Genomic DNA, 24,456 nt, shown 5'->3' with positions numbered 1-24,456 from the left:
TGCTAGCGTTCGCCGCGACGGCGCAGCAGCACGTAGACGGCGCCGGTACCGCCCTCGGCCTCCACGGCCGAGCAGAATGCCAGCACGCCGGGCCACTCGCGCAGCCAGGCGTTGACGTGGCTCTTGATCACCGGGTAGTTGCCGTCCACACCCCAGGCCTTGCCATGCACCACCAGCAGGCAGCGGCGACGTTCTGCGGCGGCGTCGCGCAGGAAGCCCTCCAACTGCTCGCGCGCCTCGTCCAGGGTGTAGCCGTGCAGGTCGAGACCCGCCTCCCAGGCCATCTCACCGCGCTTGAGGCGGCTGCGGGTGCGCCACGGCAGGTCGGGCAGGGCGAAGTCGAGGTACTCCGAGGGGCGTACCGCCTCCACGCGGCCGTCGGAGGTGCGTCCCCTGGCGCTGTCGTCGCCCGCCGCCTGGGCAGCGGCGCGGCGCGCCGCGGCAGACGGGTCCTCGCGCCGCGGGCGGCCCGGATCGGCGCGGTTGCGCTTGATCTGCCTTACCCCGGCCTGGTGCAGGGCCTGGCGGAAGGCGCTGATCTCGTCGTCGTCCGGGCGGTGGCGATTTTTGCTCATGGGGCAGGGCTCATGGGGCGCTGTCGGTTGGCGTGGGGGAGACCAGTATACCCGGCGTGGCGTGGCTGTGAACCGGCGGGGCGGGTTACAATCAATCCCCCTTTCTCTCGACCCTCAGGTGCTCCCTTGGCCGATCAGCACGACCTGCGCCCGACCTCAACGCTTACCCTTGCCGACGAGCAGCTCGCCGCAGAGCTCGTCACCCTCCGCGACTGCCTGCGCTGGGCGGCCAGCGAGTTTCACCTTGCCGGCCTGTTTCACGGCCATGGCAGCGACTCGCCCTGGGATGAAGCGGTGGCCCTGACCCTGGGCGCGCTGCACCTGCCCTGGAATGTCGACCCGGCGGTGCTCGACGCCCGCCTGCTGCCCATGGAGCGCAGCCGCATCGTCGCCCTGGTGCGTGAACGGATCACCGGCCGGCGTCCACTGCCCTACCTGCTCGGCGAGGCCTGGTTTGCCGGCCTGCCCTTCGACGTCGACGAGCGGGTGCTGATCCCGCGCTCGCCCATCGCTGAGCTGGTGGAGACGGGCTTCGCCGCCTGGTTCCCCGAGGAGCCGCCGGAGGGGGTGCTCGACCTGTGTGCCGGCTCCGGCTGCATCGGCATCGCCACGGCGCTGCACCTGCCCACCTGCGCGGTGGATCTCGCCGATATCAGCCAGGAGGCGCTGGCGGTGGCCCGCCAGAACATCAGCCGCCACGATGTCGGAGCGCGGGTGCGCGCGGTGCAATCGGACCTCTTCGAGGCGCTGCCGGGCCGCTATGATCTGATCGTCTCCAACCCGCCCTATGTGGATGCCCGCGACCTGGCCACCATGCCCGCGGAGTTCCGCCACGAGCCTGCCCTGGCGCTGGGCGCCGGCGAGGATGGCCTGGATATCGTGCGGCGCATCCTGCGCGAGGCGCGCGATCACCTGACCGACCGCGGCGTACTGGTCGTCGAGGTGGGCAACTCCGATCACCACCTGGAGGCCGCCTTCCCGGAGGTACCCTTCCTGTGGCTCGACTTCGAGCGCGGCGGCCAGGGGGTGTTCGCCCTCACCGCCGATGAACTCGACGCCCATGCGGCGTCCTTCGCCTGATTCACCGACCCCGATCACTCGAGGAGCGCCCATGTCCGGCAATACCTTCGGCAAGCTGTTTACTGTCACCACCTTCGGCGAGAGCCACGGCCCGGCGCTGGGCGCCATCGTCGATGGCTGTCCGCCGGGACTGCCGCTCAGCGAGGAGGACCTGCAGCACGACCTGGATCGGCGTCGTCCGGGGACCTCGCGCCATACCACCCAGCGTCGGGAGCCCGACCGGGTGCGGATCCTCTCCGGTGTCTTCGAGGGGGTGACCACCGGCACCTCGATTGGCCTGCTGATCGAGAACACCGACCAGCGCTCCAAGGACTACTCGAAGATCAAGGACCAGTTCCGTCCCGCCCACGCCGACTACAGCTACCACCACAAGTACGGCATCCGCGACTACCGCGGCGGTGGTCGCTCCAGCGCCCGGGAGACCGCCATGCGGGTGGCCGCCGGGGCGATCGCCAAGAAGTACCTGGCGGCCAGGGGCATCATGGTGCGCGGCTACATGAGCCAGCTCGGCCCCATCGAGATCGCCTTCAAGAGCTGGGAGGCGGTGGATGGCAACCCCTTCTTCTGCCCGGACCCGGACCGCGTGGAAGAGCTCGAGGCGTACATGGACCAGTTGCGTCGCGACCAGGATTCGGTAGGCGCCAGGATCAGCGTGGTGGCCGAGGGCGTGCCCCCGGGGCTCGGCGAGCCGGTATTTGACCGCCTGGACGCCGAACTGGCCCATGGCCTGATGAGCATCAATGCGGTGAAGGGTGTGGAGATCGGTGACGGCTTTGCTGCCGTGGCCAGCCGTGGCAGCGAACACCGCGACGAGATGACCCCCGAAGGGTTCCTCTCCAACCATGCCGGCGGGGTGCTCGGTGGCATCTCCAGCGGCCAGGCGATCATCGCCCATCTGGCCCTCAAGCCGACGTCGAGCATCACCACGCCGGGGCGCAGCATCGATGTCCACGGCAACCCGGTGGAGGTGGTCACCAAAGGGCGTCACGACCCCTGCGTGGGGATCCGCGCCACCCCCATCGCCGAGGCGATGATGGCGCTGACCCTGATGGATCACCTGCTGCGCCACCGCGCCCAGAACGCCGAGGTGAGCGTGGCCACGCCGGTGCTGCGCTGAGTGTCGTGACGCCATGGGTATGGCGCAGGGGCCATGCCGTTGAGGGCCGGCCCGAAGGGGCTGCTACACTGCGGGACAGACCAACGGACAGGGCTTGAAATATGAAGATCAATGTCGAGTTTGACCTCACTCCCGACGAGTTCCGCCAGGCGCTGGGCCTGCCGGATGTGGCGGCTTTCCAGAAGGACCTGCTGGACCGGATCCAGAAGCAGATGGAGTCCGGAGTCGAAGGGTATGACCCGATGAGCCTGATGCAGCCCTTCCTGCAGCAGGCCGGCATGGGGCAGGGCATGACCCAGGGGCTTTCCCAGGGCCTGTCCCAGGGGCTCTCCAGCTTCGGCACCTATCAGCAGATGATGCTCGACATGCTCAAGCAGGCCGGCCAGTCAGCCGGCCAGGCCCGGTCATCGGAAGCCGAGGGCAAGGGGAGCGACTCCGGTTCGAAGGCAGCCAGCGCTTCCCCCTCGGGTAGCGCCAAGGCCTCCAGTCGTGCCAAGGCCAGCAAGGGGACCTCGACCTCCAGCACCCGTTCGCGGACCAAGCGCGAGAGCTGATGGCGACCAGTCGCCTGCCAGCCTCTTGCCGACATGATCTTGCAACAAGGGCGGTGGCAGACTACGCTTTGTGCAGTGCAACATTGTGGGCAGGCCGTCCACGACTGACCACCGTCCGGGAGGAGGTCCCATGCAAGACAAGATGATCGAAAGCTTCAACGAGCAGACCCGCAAGTTCTTCGAGCCGATGCGCAAGCTCAACTCCCTGATGCTGGACAACATGGAGAAGCTGTCCCAGTACCAGATGGAATCCATGAAGCGCTACAGCCAGATGGGCACCGAGCGCATGCGCGACGCCAGTGAGGTCCAGGATGCCGACAGCCTGCGCGACTTCGGTACCCGCCAGGCCGAGATGATGAACCAGCTCTCTCAGCAGATGATGGAGGATGCCAAGGCGCTTTCCGAGATGAGCGTGGAGTTCAAGGCCGAGATGGAGAAGCTCTTCACCGAGCAGGCCAAGGCGATGGGCGATGCCGCCAGGCAGCAGTCCGGTCAGGCCGACAAGGCCGAGCCAGCCAAGGCACAGTCCTCGCGGGGCGGCAGCAGCAAGAGCTGAGTGCGCGTCATGAGCGCTGCGGGCGCAGCGCAATCCGGCCCCTGACGGGGCTTCTGATCAGGCCGCCGCTCTCTTCGTGAGGGCGGCGGATCGTGCTATATGAAGTCGGCATGGCGTGGCCGACGCACCGGAGGGTTCAATGCAGCCAGGGGTTCAAGCACCGACACAGGCCGAGCTGGAGGCGTGGAATGCACAGCTCCAGCAGATCGGCGAGGAGTATCGTCACCTGATGGGCGACCTGCTGGAGCGCATGGTGCCCAGCGATGCCGCCGATTCGGTCTATGAGGATATGCGGAAGAGCTTCCAGACGGCGGCCGAGTCGCTGATGGGCAATCCGCCCCAGCTGTGGCAGACCCAGGCGCGCCTGATGCAGGATCAGTTCCAGCTGTGGCAGAACGGACTGCGGGCCATGGCCGGCGAGCAGGTCGAGCCGCTGGTGACGCCGGGCAAGGGGGATCGCCGCTTCAAGGACGAGGCCTGGACCAGCGACCCCTACTACCTGGCGATCATGCAGCAGTACCTGCTCTTCTCGCGCCTGGTCGAGGAGCTGATCGACGGCCTGGACCTGCCGGTGGACCAGAAGCATCGGCTGGCGTTCTACGCTCGCCAGATGGTCAACGCCATGTCGCCCACCAACTTCGTCACCACCAATCCCGAGGTGATGCGCAAGACCATGGAGACCCGTGGCCAGAACCTGGTCGATGGACTGGCCCGGCTGCGCCACGACCTGGCCAACTCCGCCGAGGGCCTGAACGTCACCATGACCGACCGCAGCGCCTTCGAGGTGGGCAGGAACATCGCCGTGACCCCGGGCTCGGTGGTCTACGAGAACGAACTGATCCAGCTGATCCAGTACGCGCCCACTACCGAGCAGGCCTACAAGACGCCGCTGCTGGTGATTCCCCCCTGGATCAACAAGTACTACATCCTCGACCTGCGCGAGGACAACTCCTTCGTCAAGTGGCTGGTCGACCAGGGCCATACGGTATTCCTGATCTCCTGGCGCAACCCCGGTCCCGAACAGCGCGACCTGACCTGGGCCGACTACATGCAACTCGGCCCCATCGCCGGCATGGAGGCGATCGAGCAGGCCACTGGCGAGAAGTCGGTGAACCTGCTCAGCTACTGCGTGGGCGGCACCCTGGCGGCCTCCACGGTGGCCTACCTGACCAGTACCCGTCGCGGGCGCAAGGTGAAGTCGGTCACCTACATGACCACCCTGCAGGACTTCCGCGATCCGGGCGAGATCGGCGTCTTCCTCAACGAGCCGGTGCTGCAGGGCATCGAGGCCAAGATGGAGCGCGACGGCTATCTCGACGGCCGGGCCATGGCCTTCAGCTTCAACCTGCTGCGCGAGAACGACCTCTTCTGGTCCTTCTATATCAGCAACTACCTGAAGGGAGACGTGCCGGCCCCCTTCGACCTGCTCTACTGGAACACCGACGGTACCAACCTGCCGGCGGCGACCCACGGCTGGTACCTGCGCAACATGTACATGGAGAACCGCCTGGTCCAGCCCGGTGGCATCGAGCTCGATGGGGTCAAGATAGATTTGCGCAAGATCTCCACCCCGAGCTACTTCCTCTCCACCCGCGAGGACCATATCGCCCGCTGGAACAGCACCTACTACGGCGCGCTGCTGCCCAAGGGGCCGGTCAAGTTCGTGCTGGGTGGCTCGGGACACATCGCCGGCGTGGTCAACCCGCCGCACAAGAACAAGTACGGCTACTGGACCAACGACGCTCTGCCCGAGAGCCATGAGGAGTGGCTGGCCGGCGCCGAGCAGCACGAGGGCTCCTGGTGGCCGCACTGGCAGGCGTGGATGACCGAGAACGGCTACGCCGACCCCGAGAAGATGGTGCCGGCACGCCAGCCCGGTGACGGTGAACTCGACATCCTCGAGCCGGCCCCGGGGCGCTACGTCAAGATGACCATTCCCGAGGTGGTGGGCGAAACCCCGGCTTCCCCGGGAGCTTAAAGCTATAAGCTGTAAGTAGAAGCGCCCAGTCGACTCATCGGCTGGGCGCTTCTTGTTTTGTCCCCAATGTCTCGCGAAAGATCTGGCTTACGGCTTACGGCTTACGGCTTACGGCTTACGGCTTACGGCTTACGGCTTACGGCTTGCGGCGAAGTTGCAGCCCCGGCAATACCAGCAGTGCGGCGAGCAGCCAGGTGGGCCAGCTGCCGGTGCGGGTGAAGGGGGTGAGGCCCTGCATCGGGGTCACCTCGCCGGTGAGGCTGGCGATTTCGAACTGGGGTGCCCGGGCGGTGATGCGGCCGCGTTCGTCGATGATGGCGGTGACCCCGTTGCTGGTGGCGCGGATCACCTGGCGGCCGTTCTCCAGGGCGCGCAGGCGGGCCATCTGCAGGTGCTGCAGGGGGCCGATGGAGCGTCCAAACCAGGTGTCGTTGGACACCGTCAGCAGCAGCGCCGCGTGGCGCGCCTGTGCCGCGACCTGATCGGCGTAGATGATCTCGTAGCAGATGGCGTTGCCGATGGTGGTGCCGGCGGCACGCAGCGGCGCCTGGCCCTCCGGCCCCGGTGTCATCGCCGGCATCGGCAGGTCGAAGAAGGCGATGGTGCCGGCGAGCAGGCTCTCCAGGGGCAGGTATTCACCGAACGGCACCAGGTGCGTCTTGCGGTACGCGCCCTCCACATCGCCCAGCCCGATCACGCTGTTGTAGTAGAGCCCCTCGCCGTCGCGCTGCAGGATGCCGGTGAGCAGGGCGGTGTCGGGAGCGAGGTTGGACTGTACCCGCTCGAGGATCGGTCGCGCCTCGCGCTCGAACATCGGTAGCGCCGCCTCGGGCCAGACGATCAGGTCAGGGTCATCGTCCTGCGCGCGGGTCAGCTCGCTGTAGCGGTTGGCGGCCTCGCGCTGGCCCTCAGCGGTCCACTTGATCGCCTGGTCGAGGTTGCCCTGCAGCAGCGCCACCCGCAGCGGCTCGCCGGCGGGGCTCGTCCACTGGGCGGGCAGCACTAGGGGCACCAGCCACAGGGCGGCGACGGGGAGGGCGGCCCACCAACGGCGACGCAGCAGCTCGACTCCCAGGCTGCCGGTCAGTGCGGTGATCAGCGAGAGCAGGTAGACCCCGCCCACTGGGGCCCAGGGGGCCAGCGGGGAGTCGACCTGGGAGGTGCCCAGCAGCAGCCAGGGGAAGCCTGTGAACAGCCAGGTGCGCAGCCACTCGCCGAGGACCCAGGCACCGGCGAAGCTGAGCCAGGCCAGCCGTGGACCGGTGAGGCGGCGGTAGAGCCAGAGGGTCACGGCGGGAAAGAGGGCCAGGCCGGCGACGAACAGCACAGTAAGGAGTAGCGCCAGGGGCACGCCGGTATAGCCGTAGTCGTGGATCGACACATAGACCCAGGAGGCGCCGGAACCGAACAGCCCTAGCCCGTAGCTCCAGCCGCGCAGGGCTGCCTGGCCGGGCGTCAGGGTGTGGATGCCGAGGTAGATCAGCCCCGCGGCCACCGGGCCCAGCCACCAGAGCTCGAAGGGCGAGGCGGTAAGCGTGGTGAGGATACCCGCCGCGGCTGCCAGCAGGCAGCCGATGGCGGGGGAGAGGCGAAACGCTGGCATCTTGGCCCTCCGTGGCAGGCGCGTCAGTCGTTGTCGTCGAGGCCGTCGTCCTCGTCGCAGGGCTCGGCCTCGAGCAGTCGGATGCGGCGGTTGTCGGCGTTGAGCACCGTGAAGCGCCAGCCGCCGATGACGGCGTGCTCGCCGCGGGCGGGCAGGTGGCCGAAGCGCTGCATCACCAGTCCGCCGAGGGTGTCGAACTCCTCGTCGGAGAAGTGGGTCTGGAAACGTTCGTTGAAGTCTTCGATGGGCGTCAGGGCGCGGATGGCGTAGCGCCCGTCGCCCAGCTCGCGAATATCCTCCTCCTCGTCGGCGTCATGCTCGTCCTCGATCTCGCCGACGATCTCCTCGAGGATATCCTCGATGGTGACGATGCCGGCGGTACCGCCATATTCGTCGACCACGATCGCCATATGGTTGTGGGTGCTCTGGAACTCCTTGAGCAGGCTGTTGAGGCGCTTGGATTCCGGCACGAAGAGTGCCTGGCGCACCACCTCCTCGAGGCGGAAGGGCCTGCCGTTCTCCTGGCCGCTGCGCAGCAGCGGCAGGAGGTCCTTGGCCAGCAGGATGCCGTTTACCTCGTCGAGATTCTCGCCGATCACCGGATAGCGGGAGTGACCGGTCTCGAGGATGACCGGCAGGTACTCCTCCAGGGGCTGGTCCATGGCGATGGCGGTGACCTGGGAGCGCGGGATCAGCACCTCGCGAACCTGCTGGTCACTGATCTTCAGGGCGCCTTCGATGATCATCATGGCATCCTGCTCGAGCTTCAGGCGACCTCCCGCCTGGCGCAGGAACTCCAGTAGCTCGTCCCGGGAGCTGGGTTCGTCGCTGTCGCTGGAGAGCGCCCCCAGCAGTTTCTCGAGCCAGGAGCGGTTGCCCTGGCTACTCGATCGGTCTTCGCTCATGAGTCAGTTCTCTCGTCCTCGGGTGCGGTCCGGTAAGGGTCGGCGATGCCCAGTTCGGCCAGGATCTCGCGCTCCAGCGCCTCCATGGCCTCGGCCTCGTCATCCTCGAGATGGTCATAGCCGAGCAGGTGAAGGGTACCGTGAACCACCATGTGAGCGTAGTGATCGTGCAGCGACTTGTCCTGCTCGGCGGCCTCGGCCACCACCACCGGGTGACAGATCACCAGGTCGCCGAGCAGCGGCAGGCTGACGCCGGGCGGGTTCTCGAAGGGGAAGGAGAGCACGTTGGTGGGGCGGTCCTTGCCGCGGTAGTCGCGGTTCAGCGCCTGGCTCTCCTCGGCGTCGACCAGGCGCACGCTGAGCTCGCTGTCGGCATCGACCTCATGCCGGCAGAGCACCGCGCCGACCCAGGCCTCCAGCTCCGCCTGGTCTGGCAGCCCTTCGGCAGCGATGGCCACCTGACGGTCGACCCAGGGCTGGTTCATGACTCGCCTCGTTCGCGGTCGAGACGCTCCAGGCGTTCCTGGCGCTCCTGACGCAGGGCCTCGCGTTCCTGCTCCTTGGCCTCCTTGCGGGCGCGCTCGGCGGCCTCCTGCTCGGCCTCGAAGCTGTCGTAGGCCTCGATGATGCGCTGCACCAGCGGGTGGCGCACCACATCCTTGGCGGCGAAGTGGGTGACGCCGATGCCGGGGGTGCCCTTGAGCACCTCGAGGACCTGGATCAGCCCCGAGCTCTGGCCGCGGGGCAGGTCGACCTGGGTGACGTCGCCGGTGATCACCGCGGTGGAGCCGAAGCCGATACGCGTCAGGAACATCTTCATCTGCTCGCGGGTGGTGTTCTGGCTCTCGTCGAGGATGATGAAGGCGTTGTTGAGGGTGCGCCCGCGCATGTAGGCCAGCGGGGCGATCTCGATCACCTGGCGCTCGATCAGCTTGGCCACCTGCTCGAAGCCGATCATCTCGTAGAGGGCATCGTAGAGCGGGCGCAGGTAGGGGTCGATCTTCTGGGCCAGGTCGCCGGGCAGGAAGCCGAGCTTCTCGCCGGCCTCCACCGCCGGGCGCACCAGCAGGATGCGGCGCACCTCCTGCTGGTTGAGGGCCTCCACCGCCGCGGCCACGGCCAGGTAGGTCTTGCCGGTACCCGCCGGGCCGATGCCGAAGTTGATGTCGTGGGCACGGATGCTCTGCACATAGCCCTGCTGGTTGAGGCCGCGGGGCTTGATCAGGGTGCGTGGGGTGCGGATCAGCACCTCGGCGGTGTCGGCATCTCCCTCGTCCTCCTCGAGCGCCTGCTGGCCGGACTCCTGCAGGAAGAGGTGCACGGTATCCGGCTCCAGGTCGCTGGCCTCGGTCTCGCGGTAGAGGTGCTCGAGCACATTGGCGGCGGCCTTGACCCGGTGGATGGGCCCGGCCAGCTGGAAGATATTGCCGCGGTTGCGCAGGGTGATGCCCAGGCGCGACTCCACCAGCTTGAGGTGCTCGTCACGCTGGCCGCAGAGATTGGCCAGGCGGCGCGGGTCGTTGGGCTCGAGGGTCAGGGTGATGATGCGGTTGGCCTGGGAGGCTGGCTGGCTCAAGACGGGCGGGTCCCCTGGATGATGAATGTGTAGGTTCAGCTTACTGCCCCGGCGTTTGCCGGGGCAATGTGTGAAGGGCTATCGCGTTCGGAATGTGGTGCTCGAGCCTAGGGGCGCCGGGGGCCTGCCGCCGGATCAGCCCCGGCAGCAATACCCCTTGTCTGGCTCAGTAGATCTCCGGCGAGGCGAGCTCGCCGCGCAGCGAGTTGGGCAGTGCCTCGGTGATCTCCACGTCGACGAAGTAGCCGATCAGCTCGGTGGGGTTGGGGGCACGGAAGTTGACCACCCGGTTGTTCTCGGTGCGGCCGGAGAGCTGGCCTGGGTCCCGCGGTGCGAAGCCGGTGACCAGGATGCGCTGGGTGGTGCCTACCATGCGCCGGCTGATCTGCATGGTCTGCTGGTTGATGCGCTCCTGGAGGATCGCCAGGCGCTGCTTCTTGACCTCCTCCGGGGTGTCGTCCTCGAGGGAGGCCGCCGGAGTGCCGGGGCGTGCCGAGTAAACGAAGCTGAAGGAGTGATCGAAGCCAATGCGATGGATCAGGTCCATGGTGGCCTCGAAGTCCGCCTCGGTCTCGCCGGGGAAGCCGATGATGAAGTCCGAGGAGAAGCTGATATCGGGGCGCAGCGCGCGGATGCGCTCGAGCTTCTCGACATACTCCTCCACGCCGTGGCCGCGCTTCATGGCGGCAAGCACCCGATCCGAGCCAGCCTGTACCGGCAGGTGCAGGTGGCTGACCAGCTCGGGGATCTCGCCATAGGCCTCGATCAGGCTGTCGGAGAACTCCACCGGATGAGAGGTAGTGAAGCGGATGCGATCGATGCCCTCCACCGCCGCCACGCAACTGATCAGCTCGGCCAGGTCGATCTCGTCGCCCAGCTGGTTGAGGCCGCGGTAGGCGTTGACGTTCTGGCCGAGCAGGTTGATCTCGCGCACGCCCTGGTCGGCCAGGTGGATGACCTCGTCCATCACCGCCTCGAAGGGCCGCGAGACCTCCTCGCCGCGGGTGTAGGGCACCACGCAGAAGGTGCAGTACTTGGAGCACCCCTCCATGACCGAGACGAAAGCGGTGGCGCCGTCGGAGCTCGGCTTGGGCAGGTGATCGAACTTCTCGATCTCCGGGAAGGTCACGTCGACCACCGAGATCTGCTCCTGCTGTCGTGAGTCGAGCATGGAGGGCACCCGGTGCAGGGTCTGGGGGCCGAACACCATGTCGACATGGGGCGCGCGCTTGCGCAGCGCCTCGCCCTCCTGGCTGGCCACGCAGCCACCCACGCCGATCACCAGGTCGGGGTTGGCCTCCTTGAGCTTCTTCCAGCGCCCCAGCTGGTGGAACACCTTCTCCTGGGCCTTCTCGCGGATGGAGCAGGTATTGAGCAGGATGACGTCGGCATCGCGCTCGTCGTCGGTGAGCTCGAGCTGGTGAGATTCGCCGAGCAGATCCGCCATGCGCGCGGAATCGTACTCGTTCATCTGGCAGCCGTGCGTCTTGATGAAGAGTTTCTTCGCCATAAGGATTGGGTCGTGGCGCCAGGCGCCCGACGTCTGTCACCGGTGGGTTCAGGGATGCGCGACACTCACGGCGGCGGACCGCCGGCGGCGCGGCAATGGATGGCGGTGGCCGTCCGGGCCATCGTTGAAAACAGGCGCCCATTATACGTGCCGTGCCCGTGCGGAACCAGCCCGCCGCCTGGCCAGGGCGAGTATGCTAACCTAGCGGACCCGGTCGTCGGGGCGGACCTCTGGTCAGGTAATGATCAGCAACCCGAAAGCGGCGGTGTGGCGCTGCCAGCGGACGACTTTCCCCGGGTTGTCCCGCCGGTTGTCCACAGAAGCTGTGAATAACCATTGCGGCGTCGTTGCCGGGTATCCGGGATGCGACCGCCCCAGGGCCAGGCTGTTTTCCGGCACGCCGCTTCAGTCAGTACGCTTCAGTCAGGATCATGGCATGACGACACACCACAGCACACGAACCGGCCTGGGCCTCTGCCTGGGTACGCTACTTGGCCTGCTGGCCCTGCCGCTGGCGGCCCAGGAACAGAACGATACCGTCTGGGTCTCCGACTCCCTGACCACCTATGTGCGCAGCGGTCCCACCGATGGCTACCGCATCGTCGGCACCCTCACCGCCGGCGAGCCGGTGGAGCGGCTGGAGACCAGCGGCGACTATACCCGCGTCCGCGGCCCCGGTGGCGACGACGTCTGGGTGCTCAGTCGCGAGATTCAGGAGGCCCCCAGTGCCCAGGTGCGCCTGCCCGAGCTGGAGCAGCGGGTGGCCGAGCTGGATGCCGAACTCGACGGCATCGATGAGGAGTGGGAGCAGCGCACCGCCGCGCTGCGTGAGACCCTGGAGGTTCGCGAGGCCCGGGTCGCCGAGCTGGAGTCGCGCAATCACGAGCTGGATGCCGAGGCGGAACGCTCCCGGCAGGCCGTGCGTGAGCTCGAGGCGCGCCTCAACACCCAGGAGCAGGACCTGCTGATGCGCTACTTCATGTATGGCGGTGGGGTGGCCGGTGCCGGCCTGCTGGTCGGCCTGATCGTCCCCCATCTGCCGCGTCGCCGCCGCAAGCGCGATCGCTGGTTCTGAGTGCATGGAGGTAAAGGGAGACATGGAGAACGAGTGGCTGGCGCGCTGGCGCGAGGGGCGCATCGGCTTCCATCGTGACGCGCCGCATCCCGCGCTGCGCCATCACTGGCCGCTGCTGGGCGTGCGCCCCGGCGTCAAGGTGCTGGTGCCGCTATGCGGGAAGAGCCACGACATGCGCTGGCTGGGTCGTCACGACCACCCGGTGCTGGGCATCGAGCTGGCCTCCCAGGCGGTCGAGCAGTTTCTCGACGAGGGGGGCGAGCCCGTCTCTCGCTATCGCCAGGCGGGGTTCGAGATATGCCGCCAGGGCAATGTCGAACTCTGGTGTGGCGACTTCTTCCATTTCCATATCGCCCAGGCGGCCGAGATCGGCGCCTTCTACGATCGCGCTGCCCTGATCGCCCTGCCACCCGCCACCCGCCAACGCTACGCCTTCCATCTGGCCCAGCTGATTCCGCCCGGGGCCAGGGGGCTGTTCATCAGCCTCAACCGGACCGCCGGAGAGGAACTGGCCGGTCCGCCGTTCCACGTGCCGGAAGCGGAGGTGCGCGAGCTGTTCGAGCCCAACTTCCAGATCACCCTGCTGGAGCGGGGTGATCCGGAGCCGGGCAGCGGTTTCCAAGAGCATGTCTGGGCCATGGTGCGCCGCGGCCCCATCGACTGACCCTCAGCGGGCCAGCAGGCGGCCCAGTTCGGGATCCCGGAAGGCACGGTCCAGGCCGTCGGAGAGCAGGTCGTTGATCATCCGGCTATTGGCCTCCTGGTCCGGACGCACGGCAAAGCTCTGGGTGCGCCGAGAGGTGTAGGTGCCGGTATAGGTCGTGCCGCCATTGACTGCCTCGGCGACGAATACCGCCTCCATGCGAGCCTCGCCGATCACCGGGCGGCTTTGGCCGCGGGCATAGCCCAGGTGGTCGAGTGTCAGGGTCAGGCTGGGGCGTCCTTCGGCGCGCTGGGTGGTGGGCTCGAAGCCCATCTCGCGCACCGCTCGCTCGGCCTCGCGCTGCAGGCGCGGCATCAGTTCGTGGGCGTAGACGGTAATGGTGGCGGTGGACATGGCGCTGCCGGTGCGGGTGCCGATCACCTCGCTGTCGCGACCGTCCGCGGCGATCACCGTGATCGCCTGGCCGCTGCCGGTCACCGGTACCTCGGCGCTGCGTTTCGGGTCAAGCTGCAGGGTCTGGGGTGCGGCGCAGCCGGCCAGCCAGCCGGTGGCGACCAGGGCCAGAGAAAGGCGAAGAAAGCGTCGACGCAGCATGGAAAGCTCCCGTATCGAGGGTGAGTTCGGGGCGCAGTATAGCGCCGGGTACTCGCTCAGGGTACGACGTCGCCCCCTCGCTTACACTGTTGTCATACGTCGAAGGAGTCGAGACATGATCCGTCCCGCTACCGCCGAGGAGATTCCCGGGCTGGTCGATATCTGGCTGCGTGCCTCGATCCGTGCCCACCCCTTCATTCCCGAGGCGTTCTGGTCGTCCCGCGCCGAGGCCATGGCGCGAGAGAACCTGCCCCAGGCCGAGGAGGTCGCGGTGCTGGAAGTCGAGGGCAGGGTGATCGGTTTCGCCGCCCTCAACGGCGACCACCTCGAGGCGCTGTTCATCGACCCGGAAGTGCAGAGCTATGGCCACGGTTCGCGGCTGATGGCCCACGCCATGGCCGGCCACGAGCGCCTGACCCTGTGTGTCTACTCACGCAACGTGCGTGCAGTCTCCTTCTACCATCGGCTGGGCTTTCGCGCCGTGGAGGAACGTGTCGAACCGCTCAGCGGCGAGAGCGAGACACTGATGGCCTGGGAGCGCTGAGCCGGCGAAGCACCCTGGAGTGCCAAGGCGACAGGCGCTACGTGCCAGCGAGGCGATAACGTATCCTGGGTAGTGTACGAGCCACCGGCGGCAGGCGGGTCGCCATGACCAGCGCCGCGATGGCGGCATGCATCGCCCACTCGCCGAGATCGGCGCGTACCACCCACAAGAAGTGCAGCAGTACCAGTCCCAGGATGGGGTAGGCGAGCCGGTGCAGGGTCTTCCAGCGCTTGCCCAGGCGACGCATCGACCAGCGGTTGGAGGTGGCTCCCAGCGCGGCAAGGCCGATCAGCGCCAGCATGCCGACGATGATGTAGGGCCGTTTGACCAGCTCGCTGCCCAGCATGGCCCAGTCAAGCCCCAGTATGAACAGTGCGTAACTGAGCATGTGCAGGGTGGCGTAGGCCAGTGTCCACAGGCCAAGTTGCCGGCGGATCAGGGTGAAGCCCTTCCAGCGAGTGAGTCGGGTCAATGGCGTGAGGCTAAGGGTGAGCAGCAGCATCCACAGGGCGCCGGTGCCGATATTCAGCAGCAGGTAGCGCCCCGGCTCGGGCCCAGCGGCGTTATTGGCCACCTGCCAGCCCCACACCACCAGCGGAGCCAGGGCCGCGAGGAATACCCCCACTCGCCACGTTCGCCATGTGTTCCGGGTGGCCATCAGTAGTTCACCCGCAGATCCAGCCCCGCATAAAGCTCGGCGACGTCGTCGGCGTAGCCATTGAACATCTGGGTATCGATGGTGTTGGGGCTGAAGAGGCTGTTGGGCAGGCGCCGTTCGGTGGCCTGACTCCAGCGGGGGTGGTCGACCTGCGGATTGACGTTGGCGTAGAAGCCGTACTCATCGGGCGCGATTTGCTGCCAGGAGTTGAGCGGCTGCTCCGCCACCAGCGAGATGCGCACGATCGACTTGATGCTCTTGAAGCCATACTTCCAGGGCACCACCAGGCGCAGCGGGGCGCCGTTCTGGTTGGGCAGTTCACGGCCATACATCCCCAGGGCAAGCAGCGTCAGCGGATGCATGGCTTCGTCCAGGCGCAGCCCCTCCACGTAGGGCCAGTCGATCAGCGAGAAGGCGGAGCGTTGTCCCGGCATCTGCTCGGGGTCGACCAGGGTCTCGAAGCGCACGTAGCGGGCCTTGCTGGTGGGCTCGGCCCGCTTGATCACCTCGGCGAGGGGAATGCCCAGCCAGGGAATCACCATCGACCAGGCCTCGACGCAGCGCAGGCGATAGATGCGCTCCTCGAATTGCGAGGGCCTGGCGAGATCCTCCAGCGCCAGGCGCCCGCCGTTGTTGACCTCGCCATCCACCACCACGCTCCACGGCTGGGTTTCCAGGCTGCCTGCATGGCGAGCCGGATCGGACTTGCCGGAGCCGAACTCGTAGAAGTTGTTGTAGCCGCTGGCGTCGTCGTAAGGAGCGAGCTTGTCCTTCTCGGGGTCGCTCGGGGTAATCGCCTGCCAGCGGGTGGCGTCGATCTTCTCCTTCAGCCAGGCCGGCGCATCGCCATCGGGGACGTCCGCGTAGTCGGCGCTGGCGTGGGCCTGGCCGGAAAGGGCGAGTCCCGCACCCAGGCTCGCCATGCCGCCCATGAAGCGTCGTCGGGAGAGGTAGATGGATTCCGGTGTCACATCGAACTCGTGCAGGTCACTGGGTCTGGCGATCTTGATCAGCATGAAATGGCTCCAATGGGGTGAGGGCGGCAAGCTCTGGCTACTGTGACACTCTCGCATGAGATTCATTTCGAATTGGTGGGTAATTTCGTGCCATTTCAGGCCATGTCCTGCGGTGAGGCATCCGGCGCCTGCCGGTGGTGGGGCGGTCTGGTAGAATGTGCCCTCTCGTCATCGACTCGGGACCCCTGCCATGACCGACGCGACCCGCGATTTCCAGATCGCGCCTTCGATCCTCTCCGCCGATTTTGCCCGGCTGGGTGAGGAGGTGGACGATGTTCTCGCCTCCGGCGCCGATATCGTCCACTTCGATGTGATGGACAATCACTATGTGCCCAACCTGACCATCGGGCCCATGGTCTGCGCGGCACTGCGCAAGCACGGCGTGACCGCGCCCATCGACGTGCACCTGATGGTGCGCCCCGTCGACCAGCTGATCGGCGATTTCATCGCCGCCGGGGCCAGCATCATCACCTTCCATCCCGAGGCCTCCGACCATATCGACCGCTCCCTGCAGCTGATCCGCGACGGTGGCTGCCGGGCCGGCCTGGTGTTCAATCCGGCCACGCCGCTCTCCTATCTCGACTATGTGATGGACAAGGTCGACATGGTGCTGCTGATGAGCGTCAACCCCGGCTTCGGCGGCCAGTCCTTCATTCCCGCCACCCTGGACAAGCTGCGCGAGGCGCGTCGGCGCATCGATGCCTCCGGCCGTGATATCCGCCTGGAGGTGGATGGCGGGGTGAAGGTCGACAATATCGCCGAGATCGCCCGGGCGGGCGCCGACACCTTCGTGGCCGGCTCGGCGGTGTTCAAGGCGCGTAACGCGGCGGACCCGCACCGTTACGACGGCGTGATCCGCGAGTTTCGCGAGCAGCTAGCCGGCGTGCGCTGAGCCGGTGAACGGGACCCGTTCCAGGCCCGACGAGTGTCCCGCGGAGAAGGTGGCGGTGTGGCACCTCTACCTGCTGGAGACCGCCGGCGGTGCGCTCTACACCGGCATAACCACCGACGTGGCGCGACGTCTCGCCGAGCACGCCGCGGGGCGTGGCGCCAAGGCGCTGCGCGGCAAGGGCCCGCTGGCGTTGCGCCACCACGAGCCGGTTGGCAGTCGCGGCGAGGCGCTGCGCCTGGAGGCCCGGATCAAGCGACTTACTGCGGCACAGAAGCGGGACTGGCTGCTGGCGAGGGGGACTCCGCCAAGCCTGCCCACGGGGCAGGGGCCCCACAGAGTACAAGGAGCGAGCATGCACCCCATTCTCGATGGCATCGAACTGGTGGCCTTCGACCTCGACGGCACCCTGATCGACTCGGTGCCCGACCTGGCCATCGCCGTGGACGCGGCCCTGGCCGAACTGGGCCTGCCCGTCGCCGGGGAGGCGCGGGTGCGCGACTGGGTCGGCAACGGCTCCCGGGTATTGATGGGGCGCGCGCTGCGGCATGCAGTACTCGCCGGAAGCGGCGAGGCTGATCCGGCGACTGATCTCCGAGGGGGCGCTGTGAACCCCTCCCTGGGCGCTACCGATGCCATCCCTGGCATAGGACCCCCTCTACGATCAGTCCCCGGCGCCTCGCCTGGTGGCGCCTCATCTGGTGGCGCCATGCCAGTGGATGCCGAAGAAGTGGACAGCACCCTGCTGGAGCGCGCTCACGCCGCCTTCCTCGACCACTACGGCCGCGACCCCGGGGCCCATACCCGGCTCTACCCGGGAGTGCGCGAGTGCCTGGATGCCCTGCGCGACCGTGGCCTGCCCCTGGCGCTGGTGACCAACAAGCCCCATGCCTTTATCGCGCCGCTGCTGAAGGGCGTAGGGCTCGACGCGCACTTCGCCCTTTGCCTGGGTGGCGACAGCCTCCCCGAGAAGAAGCCGCATCCGGCACCGCTGCTGCTTGTCGCGGCCCACTTCGATGTTTCGCCTGGGGCGTGCCTGATGGTGGGAGACTCACGCCACGATGTCGCCGCCGGCAAGGCCGCGGGTTTCCGCACCCTGGCGGTTCCCTACGGCTACAATCACGGCGAGCCGGTGCGCGACAGCGGCCCGGATGGCGTGGTTGAATCGCTGGCGGAACTCGTTTAACGTGAGCTTGGCTATTGCTATAAGGTAGAGCCTTTTCAATATGTTATTGATATAAGACGCGGACACCCCCTCGATGACCACCCGCATGTTCACGGACAACACCCGCTCCAGCGGCGCCCCCCATGCCGCCTTCCTGCCTGCCCGGTCGCCCGCCCGGGGCGGCTGGCGATGGTGATGCTCACTCCACTCGCTTGAGCCGCGGCGCCTGGGCGCCTGCCATTGCCAACCCGTCTTATCGAGGATTCCGGGCATGATGACCCCCGAACGCTTTCATGAGCTGGCCGATGCCGGCTATAACCGCATCCCGGTCACCCGTGAGGTACTGGCCGATCTCGACACCCCGCTCTCCACCTACATGAAGCTCGCCAATGCGCCCTGGACCTTCCTGCTGGAGTCGGTGCAGGGCGGCGAGAAGTGGGGGCGCTACTCGATCATCGGCCTGCCCTGTCGCGAGCGCATCGAGGTGCGTGGTTTCAGCATCAGCCATATCGTCGACGGCGAACTCCACGGCGCCGCCGAGGTCGAGGACCCGCTGGCCTGGATCGAACAGTTCCAGGCGCGCTTCAAGGTGCCGCGCCTGGACGACCAGCCGCGCTTCGACGGTGGCCTGGTGGGCTACTTCGGCTATGACACCATCCGCTATATCGAGCCGCGCCTGCGCAGCGAGGTCGCTGCCGCCAAGCCCGACCCGCTGGGCGTGCCGGATATCCTGCTGATGGTGTGCGATGAACTGGTGGTGTTCGACAACCTCTCCGGTCGCCTGACGCTGTGGACGCATGCCGATCCGGCCGAGCCCGGCGCCTATGCCAGCGCCGTTGAGCGCCTGGAGGCGCTGGAGATTCGCCTGCGCAGCGCCACCCTCAACACCGTGAGCCCCGGCACCGGCAGCGCCGCGGTGGAGGAGGGCGACTTCACTTCCGGCTTCACCGAGGCGGGCTTCAAGGCCGCGGTAGAGACCATCAAGGAGTACGTGCTGGCCGGCGACGTCATGCAGTGCGTGCCCTCGCAGCGCATGTCGATTCCCTATCGCGCCGCGCCGCTGGACCTCTATCGGGCACTGCGCAGCCTCAACCCGTCGCCCTACATGTTCTTCCTCGACCTGGGCGATCACCAGGTGGCCGGCTCCTCGCCGGAGATCCTCACCCGCCTGGAGGAGGGCGAGGTGACCGTGCGTCCCATCGCCGGCACCCGCAAGCGCGGCCGCACCGAGGCCGAGGACCGTGAGCTGGAGGCGGAGCTGCTGGCCGATCCCAAGGAGCGTGCCGAGCACCTGATGCTGATCGACCTGGGGCGCAACGACGTCGGCCGCATCAGCGAGACCGGCTCGGTGAAGGTCACCGAGGAGATGGTGGTGGAGCGCTACTCCCACGTCATGCATATCGTCTCCAACGTCACCGGGCGACTCGCGCCGGGCCTCACCGCCATGGATGCCCTGCGCGCCACCTTCCCGGCGGGCACCGTCTCCGGCGCGCCCAAAATCCGCGCCCTGGAGATCATCGACGAGCTCGAGCCGGTCAAGCGCGGCATCTATTCCGGGGCGGTGGGCTACCTCTCCTGGCACGGCAACCTGGATACCGCCATCGCCATCCGCACCGCGGTGATCAAGGATGGCCAGCTGCACGTCCAGGCCGGCGCCGGCATCGTCGCCGATTCGGTGCCCGAGATGGAGTGGCAGGAGACCCTCAACAAGGGGCGGGCGCTGTTCCGCGCCGTGGCCATGGCCGAGCGTGGCCTGGACAACCTCGAATAGCCCGGTGGCGGAGAGACCCATGAAAGTCTGCATGATCGACAACTACGACAGCTTCACCTTCAACGTGGTGCAGTACCTGGGCGAGCTGGGTGCCGAGGTTGAGACCTACCGCAACGACGCCATCACCCTCGACGAGATCGCGGCCATGGCCCCGACCCACCTGGTGATTTCGCCGGGCCCCTGCACCCCCGACCAGGCGGGCATCTCCATGGAGGCCATCCGCCACTTCGCCGGGCGCCTGCCGATACTCGGCGTCTGCCTGGGCCACCAGGCCATCGGTCAGGTCTATGGTGGCAAGGTGGTGCGCGCCCCCCAGGTGATGCACGGCAAGACCTCGGCCATCCGCCACTCGGGACTTGGGGTCTTCGCGGGCCTGGAGGACCCCCTGGAGGTGACCCGCTATCACTCCCTGGTGGTTGAGCGGGAGACACTTCCCGAGTGCCTGGAGGTGACCGCCTGGACCGATGACAATGACATCACGCCGGGGTTGATCATGGGGCTGCGCCACCGCGAACTGGATGTGGAGGGTGTGCAGTTCCATCCCGAGTCGATCCTGACCCGCCAGGGCCACGAGCTGCTGGCCAACTTCCTGAAGCGTCGCCCCCAGGCGCCGCTGGGCCGTGCCTGATTCGAGGAGAACCATGATGCAGATGCGAGATGCCCTCGGGGCCCTGATGCGCCGCGAGAACCTCAGCTTCGCCGAGACCCATGAGGTGATGCGCCAGATCATGACCGGGGAGGTCAGCGACCCGCAGATCGCCGCCTTCCTGATGGGCATGGCCATGAAGGGCGAGACCGCCGAGGAGATCAGCGCCGCCGCCCAGGTGATGCGCGAACTGATGAAGCCGGTCCACCTCCAGGCGGACAACGTGGTGGACATCGTCGGCACCGGTGGCGATGGCGCCAACCTGTTCAACGTCTCCACCGCGGCGAGCTTCGTGGTCGCCGCCGCCGGCGGCCACGTGGCCAAGCACGGCAACCGCGGCGTCTCCTCCTCGTCGGGCAGTGCCGACCTCTTTGCCGTGGCGGGTATCCACCTCGACCTCGATGCCGAGCAGGTGGCGCGCTGCATCGAGCAGGTGGGCGTGGGCTTCATGTTTGCCCCCAACCACCACCCGGCGATGCGCTACGCGGTCGCGCCGCGCCGTGAGATGGGCGTGCGCACCCTGTTCAACATCCTGGGGCCCCTGACCAACCCCGCCGGCGCCCCCAACCAGGTGCTGGGCGTCTACGCCCCGGAACTGGTGCCGCTGATGGCCGATGTGCTGCGTCGCCTGGGCAGCCGCCATGTACTGGTAGTGCACGCCGAGGATGGCCTGGACGAGATATCCCTCGCCCAGCCTACCCTGGTGGCCGAGCTCAGGGAGGGCGAGATCCAAGAGTACGTGATCACTCCCGATGAGCTCGGCATCAAGCGCCAGTCCCTGGATCCGCTGCGGGTCGCCTCCGCCGAGGAGAGCCTGCGCCTGGTGGAACAGGCCCTGGTGGGAGAGGGGCCGGCGGCGGACATCGTGTCGCTGAACGCCGGCGCGGCCCTCTATGCCGCCGACGTGGCCGACAGTTTAAAGGAGGGGGTGGCACTGGCCCAGGATGCCCAGGCCTCGAAGCTCCCCCTGGAGAAGCTCAAGGAACTGGCCAATTTCACCCGCGTCTTCCTGCAGTGAGCGCCCTTCGCTCTCTCAGCGCACCCCCCAGAGGAGTCACCCCATGAGCGGTTCCAGTACCCCGACCATCCTGACCCGCATCCTCCAGCGCAAGGAGGAGGAGGTCGCTGAGCGCGCCCGCGCCGTGTCCGAGGCCGAGCTGCTGCGCCTGGCCGCCGAGCAGGGGGCGCCGCGGGGGTTCAATGCGGCGCTGGCGCGGCGCATTGCCCAGGGCGACCCGGCGGTGATCGCCGAGATCAAGAAGGCCTCGCCCTCCCGCGGGGTGATCCGCGAGGAGTTCCGCCCCGGCGAGATCGCCGCCAGCTACGCCGAGGGCGGTGCCGCCTGCCTCTCGGTGCTCACCGACGCCGACTTCTTCCAGGGCCATGAGGACTTCCTGATCGAGGCCCGCGACGCCTGCAAGCTGCCGGTGATCCGCAAGGACTTCATCACCCACGGCTATCAGGTCAGCGAGGCTCGCGCCATCGGCGCCGACTGCATCCTGCTGATCGTCGCGGCCCTGGACGACACCCAGCTGGCTGACCTGCACCGCCAGGCGTTGGAACTGGGCATGGACGTGCTGGTGGAGGTCCATGACGCCCATGAGCTGGAGCGGGCACTCAAACTGGACCTCACCCTGGTGGGCATCAACAACCGCGACCTGCACACCTTCGACACCACCCTGGACACCACCCTGGAGCTGCTGCCGCGTATTCCCGGCGGTGTCACCGTGGTCACAGAGTCCGGCATCCACACCCCCGGCGACGTGCTGCGCATGCGCGAGCACGACGTCAACGCCTTCCTCGTCGGCGAGGCCTTTATGCGCGAGGCCGATCCCGGCCAGGCGCTTAGACGGCTGTTCTTCTGAGTCATCCTGGCAAGTAACCCAGGGGCCGGCATCTGCCGGCCCCTGCCGTTTTGGTGCCTCAGGATGTAGCAGGAGATTGTCTCGGCACTGCGGAGACAATCTCCTTCGCCGCCGCCAGGGCATGGCGTCAGGTAGGCTCGGGCGCGCCGAGCAATCGAACCGCTTGAGTCACTCGGGCGTCAGAACGCCGGTGACGTCGGATCGATCAGGCAGATGACCGTCTCGCCGGGCTGCGGGTCGAGTTCGCTTCGGTCGCTGGCTACCCGCACATGTCCCTTGGCGTCGAGGCAGAAGAGTGCCAGCAGCCGGTCGTCGTGGTCGCGGCGATAGGCGGCGAAGTCGTGATCCTCATGCAGGCGTGCCATGCGCACCTCGGCGCCACGGGCGACCCGGCTGGCCAGGTCGGCCCAGCTGACCTTCTCCCCGAACAGCCGCGGCAGTTCGGCCAGGTCTCGAGGACGCTGGCGCTCGGCCTGGTCATCCCTGCTGGCCTCGATGCGAAATACCTTGCCGGGAGCGAACTGCTCGGCAAAATGCAGCGCCGCCAGGTCGTTGGCCTCGCGATAGGGCGAGAGGGGCAGGAAGTGGCCCAGGCCGGTGAGCTCCAGATGGCTCTCGGCATGTTCGGAGTGGGGCTTGCCGTAGTAGACGGGCAGACCCGCCATGCGCGCCGCTTCCAGCGCCTCACGGTCGGTGTCGGTCAGGCGCACGGCGAAGCCGGCCTGCTGCAGCGCCTGGGCGATCACGCGGGCCACCGGGTTGGCGCCGAGGATCAGGAAGCCGCTGGGCGGTGGCGTCATCACCCCCAGTGCCCTGGCGATGGGGCGTGACAGCAGGCTCTGGATCACCACGGTGGCGATGATCACCAGGAAGGTGACCGGCACCAGCATCTCGGCGCCCTCCACGCCCTGCTCCTCCAGCTTCAGCGCGAACAGCGAGGCCACCGCGGCGGCGACGATGCCGCGGGGGGAGATCCACGCCAGCAGCGCCTTCTCCCTGAACTCGAGGCCGCTGCCCAGGGTGCACAACCATACCGCCACGGGGCGGGCCACCAGCATCAGCACGGCGAGATACGCCCATGCCGGCCAGCCGAGCAGGGCGAGCTGGTCCAGCCGCAGGCGGGCGGCCAGCAGGATGAAGAGCCCGGAGATCAGCAGGACCGTCAGGGTCTCCTTGAACTCGATGATCGGCTCGGTGGGTACCCGCTTCATGTTGGCCAGCCAGGCGCCCATCACGGTCACGGTAAGCAGCCCCGATTCATGGAACAGCTGGTTGGAGAGGGTGAAGAGCGCCAGCATCACCATCAGGGTGCCGAAGCTGTGTAGCTGGCGTGGCAGCCAGTGGTGGCGCAGCACACAGCCCCACAGGTAGCCGCCGGCACCGCCCAGGCCGAAGCCGATCACCAGGGTGAAGCCGAACAGCGCCAGGGTGTGGGTGAAAGGGTCGCCTGCCGAGCCGATGACCACGAACTCGTAGACCAGTACAGCTCCGATGGCACCCACCGGGTCGATGAGGATGCCTTCCCAGCGCAGGATCCGGGAGAGTGACTCCCTGGCGCGCAGCGTCTTGAGCAGTGGCAGCACCACCGTGGGCCCGGTGACCACCAGCAGGGCGCCGAGCACACTGGCCATTCCCCAGGTCAGCCCCAGCAGCCAGTGGGCTGCCAGGGTGCTGATCACGGCGGTGATCAGCGCGCCCCAGGTGACCAGCCGGCGCACCGTATGGCCATGGCCGCGCAGTTCGCAGAGGTTGAGGGTCAGGCTGCCCTCGAAGAGGATCACCGCCACGGCCAGCGAGACCAGCGGGAAGAGCAGGTCGCCGAGCAGGGCGTCCGGGTCGAGCAGGCCGCTTGCCGGCCCCACCAGGATCCCGGTAATCAGCAGCGGCAGGATGGCGGGCACCCGCAGTCGCCAGGCCAGCCACTGGCAGGCGAGGGAGAGCAGGCCGATGCCGGTGAGGAGTACGGCGGGGCTGTCCATGGCAAGGCTCCAGGTGGGGTCCACTCTGCAGATTAGCCACTACCGATGGGTTGCGCTATACGTGTGATGCCGCAGTTGCTCGAGTGACTCGCCCGGGAGGCGCCTGTTCCTGGCGCCTCCCGGCTTGGGCAGTGCG

Annotated in this window: 24 protein-coding genes; 14 read left to right on the top strand and 10 right to left on the bottom strand. The window is 67.5% G+C overall.

Annotation, left to right across the window (positions count from 1 at the left end; genetic code table 11):
* Positions 1-2: 2 nt before the first annotated feature.
* Positions 3-575: a Smr/MutS family protein gene (locus tag ACJ7IV_RS11380; RefSeq protein ID WP_483864482.1), complete on the bottom strand. Its 573-nt coding sequence runs from the start codon at positions 573-575 to the stop codon at positions 3-5.
* A gap of 126 nt (positions 576-701) precedes the next feature.
* On the opposite strand from ACJ7IV_RS11380, the gene prmB reads away from it, so the two are divergent.
* The 5 genes from prmB (at position 702) to phaC (ending at position 5,860) form a co-directional block, all read left to right on the top strand.
* On the top strand, positions 702-1,655 hold the full coding sequence (gene prmB, locus ACJ7IV_RS11375) for a 50S ribosomal protein L3 N(5)-glutamine methyltransferase (protein ID WP_483864481.1): 954 nt from the start codon (positions 702-704) through the stop codon (positions 1,653-1,655).
* 31 nt (positions 1,656-1,686) lie between these two features.
* A complete protein-coding gene (gene aroC / locus ACJ7IV_RS11370; protein WP_483864480.1) occupies positions 1,687-2,772 on the top strand; it encodes a chorismate synthase in 1,086 nt (361 codons plus the stop codon).
* Positions 2,773-2,873: 101 nt separating this feature from the next.
* On the top strand, positions 2,874-3,326 hold the full coding sequence (locus ACJ7IV_RS11365) for a hypothetical protein (RefSeq protein ID WP_483864479.1): 453 nt from the start codon (positions 2,874-2,876) through the stop codon (positions 3,324-3,326).
* Between the two features lie 130 nt (positions 3,327-3,456).
* On the top strand, positions 3,457-3,882 hold the full coding sequence (locus ACJ7IV_RS11360) for a phasin family protein (RefSeq protein WP_213312297.1): 426 nt from the start codon (positions 3,457-3,459) through the stop codon (positions 3,880-3,882).
* 139 nt (positions 3,883-4,021) lie between these two features.
* Positions 4,022-5,860, top strand: a complete 1,839-nt coding sequence (gene phaC, locus ACJ7IV_RS11355) for a class I poly(R)-hydroxyalkanoic acid synthase (protein ID WP_483864478.1) — start codon at positions 4,022-4,024, stop codon at positions 5,858-5,860.
* Between the two features lie 136 nt (positions 5,861-5,996).
* Here the strand turns inward: phaC and lnt are convergent, their stop codons facing one another.
* The 5 genes from lnt to miaB form a co-directional block, all read right to left on the bottom strand.
* Positions 5,997-7,463, bottom strand: a complete 1,467-nt coding sequence (lnt, locus tag ACJ7IV_RS11350; RefSeq protein WP_483864477.1) for an apolipoprotein N-acyltransferase — start codon at positions 7,461-7,463, stop codon at positions 5,997-5,999.
* Between the two features lie 23 nt (positions 7,464-7,486).
* Positions 7,487-8,368 carry an HlyC/CorC family transporter gene (locus ACJ7IV_RS11345; RefSeq protein ID WP_483864476.1) on the bottom strand — a complete coding sequence of 294 codons (882 nt, stop codon included), beginning with the start codon at positions 8,366-8,368 and terminating at the stop codon, positions 7,487-7,489.
* Complete coding sequence (ybeY, locus tag ACJ7IV_RS11340) at positions 8,365-8,853, bottom strand: rRNA maturation RNase YbeY (protein WP_483864475.1); 489 nt, start codon at positions 8,851-8,853, stop codon at positions 8,365-8,367. Before ybeY ends, ACJ7IV_RS11345 begins: the two co-directional genes overlap by 4 nt.
* Positions 8,850-9,944, bottom strand: coding sequence for a PhoH family protein (locus tag ACJ7IV_RS11335; protein WP_483864474.1), 1,095 nt, complete (start codon positions 9,942-9,944; stop codon positions 8,850-8,852). The genes ybeY and ACJ7IV_RS11335 overlap by 4 nt, the downstream gene beginning before the upstream one ends.
* Positions 9,945-10,110: 166 nt before the next feature.
* Positions 10,111-11,454 carry a tRNA (N6-isopentenyl adenosine(37)-C2)-methylthiotransferase MiaB gene (gene miaB, locus ACJ7IV_RS11330; protein ID WP_483864473.1) on the bottom strand — a complete coding sequence of 448 codons (1,344 nt, stop codon included), beginning with the start codon at positions 11,452-11,454 and terminating at the stop codon, positions 10,111-10,113.
* Between the two features lie 436 nt (positions 11,455-11,890).
* On the opposite strand from miaB, the gene ACJ7IV_RS11325 reads away from it, so the two are divergent.
* Together ACJ7IV_RS11325 and ACJ7IV_RS11320 are read left to right on the top strand one after the other, a co-directional pair.
* Positions 11,891-12,529: a TIGR04211 family SH3 domain-containing protein gene (locus tag ACJ7IV_RS11325; RefSeq protein WP_483864472.1), complete on the top strand. Its 639-nt coding sequence runs from the start codon at positions 11,891-11,893 to the stop codon at positions 12,527-12,529.
* Between the two features lie 22 nt (positions 12,530-12,551).
* Positions 12,552-13,193, top strand: a complete 642-nt coding sequence (locus ACJ7IV_RS11320) for a class I SAM-dependent methyltransferase (protein WP_483866581.1) — start codon at positions 12,552-12,554, stop codon at positions 13,191-13,193.
* Between the two features lie 3 nt (positions 13,194-13,196).
* Here the strand turns inward: ACJ7IV_RS11320 and ACJ7IV_RS11315 are convergent, their stop codons facing one another.
* Positions 13,197-13,787: a YajG family lipoprotein gene (locus tag ACJ7IV_RS11315; protein ID WP_483864471.1), complete on the bottom strand. Its 591-nt coding sequence runs from the start codon at positions 13,785-13,787 to the stop codon at positions 13,197-13,199.
* Between the two features lie 115 nt (positions 13,788-13,902).
* Between ACJ7IV_RS11315 and ACJ7IV_RS11310 the strand changes: the two genes are divergently transcribed.
* Complete coding sequence (locus ACJ7IV_RS11310) at positions 13,903-14,331, top strand: GNAT family N-acetyltransferase (protein WP_483864470.1); 429 nt, start codon at positions 13,903-13,905, stop codon at positions 14,329-14,331.
* A gap of 37 nt (positions 14,332-14,368) precedes the next feature.
* Here the strand turns inward: ACJ7IV_RS11310 and msrQ are convergent, their stop codons facing one another.
* Positions 14,369-14,989, bottom strand: a complete 621-nt coding sequence (gene msrQ, locus ACJ7IV_RS11305; protein ID WP_483864469.1) for a protein-methionine-sulfoxide reductase heme-binding subunit MsrQ — start codon at positions 14,987-14,989, stop codon at positions 14,369-14,371.
* Entirely contained in the window at positions 14,989-16,005 is a 1,017-nt protein-coding gene (gene msrP, locus ACJ7IV_RS11300; RefSeq protein ID WP_483864468.1) for a protein-methionine-sulfoxide reductase catalytic subunit MsrP, read from the bottom strand. Before msrP ends, msrQ begins: the two co-directional genes overlap by 1 nt.
* Positions 16,006-16,195: 190 nt before the next feature.
* Here msrP and rpe point away from each other — a divergent pair, with 190 nt between their 5' ends.
* The 6 genes from rpe (at position 16,196) to trpC (ending at position 22,341) form a co-directional block, all read left to right on the top strand.
* Complete coding sequence (gene rpe / locus ACJ7IV_RS11295; RefSeq protein ID WP_483864467.1) at positions 16,196-16,897, top strand: ribulose-phosphate 3-epimerase; 702 nt, start codon at positions 16,196-16,198, stop codon at positions 16,895-16,897.
* A 4-nt stretch (positions 16,898-16,901) separates the two neighbouring features.
* On the top strand, positions 16,902-18,080 hold the full coding sequence (gph, locus tag ACJ7IV_RS11290) for a phosphoglycolate phosphatase (RefSeq protein WP_483864466.1): 1,179 nt from the start codon (positions 16,902-16,904) through the stop codon (positions 18,078-18,080).
* 253 nt (positions 18,081-18,333) lie between these two features.
* Positions 18,334-19,830 (top strand): anthranilate synthase component I, encoded by a 1,497-nt coding sequence (gene trpE / locus ACJ7IV_RS11285; RefSeq protein ID WP_483866580.1) that lies wholly within the window; start codon positions 18,334-18,336, stop codon positions 19,828-19,830.
* A gap of 19 nt (positions 19,831-19,849) precedes the next feature.
* On the top strand, positions 19,850-20,458 hold the full coding sequence (locus tag ACJ7IV_RS11280) for an anthranilate synthase component II (RefSeq protein WP_483864465.1): 609 nt from the start codon (positions 19,850-19,852) through the stop codon (positions 20,456-20,458).
* Positions 20,459-20,474: 16 nt separating this feature from the next.
* A complete protein-coding gene (trpD, locus tag ACJ7IV_RS11275; protein WP_232912594.1) occupies positions 20,475-21,494 on the top strand; it encodes an anthranilate phosphoribosyltransferase in 1,020 nt (339 codons plus the stop codon).
* Between the two features lie 43 nt (positions 21,495-21,537).
* Positions 21,538-22,341: an indole-3-glycerol phosphate synthase TrpC gene (gene trpC, locus ACJ7IV_RS11270; RefSeq protein ID WP_483864464.1), complete on the top strand. Its 804-nt coding sequence runs from the start codon at positions 21,538-21,540 to the stop codon at positions 22,339-22,341.
* 179 nt (positions 22,342-22,520) lie between these two features.
* Here trpC and ACJ7IV_RS11265 read toward each other — a convergent pair whose 3' ends face one another.
* Complete coding sequence (locus ACJ7IV_RS11265) at positions 22,521-24,320, bottom strand: cation:proton antiporter (protein WP_483864463.1); 1,800 nt, start codon at positions 24,318-24,320, stop codon at positions 22,521-22,523.
* Positions 24,321-24,456: the final 136 nt, after the last annotated feature.

The organism is Halomonas sp. C10-5 (genome assembly GCF_057169305.1).
This window is presented reverse-complemented; position numbering and strand designations above follow the sequence as displayed.

Coding starts and splice junctions, on each gene's coding strand:
- ACJ7IV_RS11320 (WP_483866581.1), top strand. CDS start 12,552: ATGGAGAACGAGTGGCTGGCGCGCTGGCGCGAGGGGCGCATCGGCTTC.
- ACJ7IV_RS11315 (WP_483864471.1), bottom strand. CDS start 13,787: ATGCTGCGTCGACGCTTTCTTCGCCTTTCTCTGGCCCTGGTCGCCACC.
- aroC (WP_483864480.1), top strand. CDS start 1,687: ATGTCCGGCAATACCTTCGGCAAGCTGTTTACTGTCACCACCTTCGGC.
- ACJ7IV_RS11380 (WP_483864482.1), bottom strand. CDS start 575: ATGAGCAAAAATCGCCACCGCCCGGACGACGACGAGATCAGCGCCTTC.
- ACJ7IV_RS11325 (WP_483864472.1), top strand. CDS start 11,891: ATGACGACACACCACAGCACACGAACCGGCCTGGGCCTCTGCCTGGGT.
- trpC (WP_483864464.1), top strand. CDS start 21,538: ATGAGCGGTTCCAGTACCCCGACCATCCTGACCCGCATCCTCCAGCGC.
- lnt (WP_483864477.1), bottom strand. CDS start 7,463: ATGCCAGCGTTTCGCCTCTCCCCCGCCATCGGCTGCCTGCTGGCAGCC.
- trpD (WP_232912594.1), top strand. CDS start 20,475: ATGCAGATGCGAGATGCCCTCGGGGCCCTGATGCGCCGCGAGAACCTC.
- ybeY (WP_483864475.1), bottom strand. CDS start 8,853: ATGAACCAGCCCTGGGTCGACCGTCAGGTGGCCATCGCTGCCGAAGGG.
- miaB (WP_483864473.1), bottom strand. CDS start 11,454: ATGGCGAAGAAACTCTTCATCAAGACGCACGGCTGCCAGATGAACGAG.
- rpe (WP_483864467.1), top strand. CDS start 16,196: ATGACCGACGCGACCCGCGATTTCCAGATCGCGCCTTCGATCCTCTCC.
- ACJ7IV_RS11280 (WP_483864465.1), top strand. CDS start 19,850: ATGAAAGTCTGCATGATCGACAACTACGACAGCTTCACCTTCAACGTG.
- ACJ7IV_RS11360 (WP_213312297.1), top strand. CDS start 3,457: ATGCAAGACAAGATGATCGAAAGCTTCAACGAGCAGACCCGCAAGTTC.
- msrQ (WP_483864469.1), bottom strand. CDS start 14,989: ATGGCCACCCGGAACACATGGCGAACGTGGCGAGTGGGGGTATTCCTC.
- phaC (WP_483864478.1), top strand. CDS start 4,022: ATGCAGCCAGGGGTTCAAGCACCGACACAGGCCGAGCTGGAGGCGTGG.
- ACJ7IV_RS11345 (WP_483864476.1), bottom strand. CDS start 8,368: ATGAGCGAAGACCGATCGAGTAGCCAGGGCAACCGCTCCTGGCTCGAG.
- ACJ7IV_RS11265 (WP_483864463.1), bottom strand. CDS start 24,320: ATGGACAGCCCCGCCGTACTCCTCACCGGCATCGGCCTGCTCTCCCTC.
- ACJ7IV_RS11365 (WP_483864479.1), top strand. CDS start 2,874: ATGAAGATCAATGTCGAGTTTGACCTCACTCCCGACGAGTTCCGCCAG.
- ACJ7IV_RS11310 (WP_483864470.1), top strand. CDS start 13,903: ATGATCCGTCCCGCTACCGCCGAGGAGATTCCCGGGCTGGTCGATATC.
- trpE (WP_483866580.1), top strand. CDS start 18,334: ATGACCCCCGAACGCTTTCATGAGCTGGCCGATGCCGGCTATAACCGC.
- msrP (WP_483864468.1), bottom strand. CDS start 16,005: ATGCTGATCAAGATCGCCAGACCCAGTGACCTGCACGAGTTCGATGTG.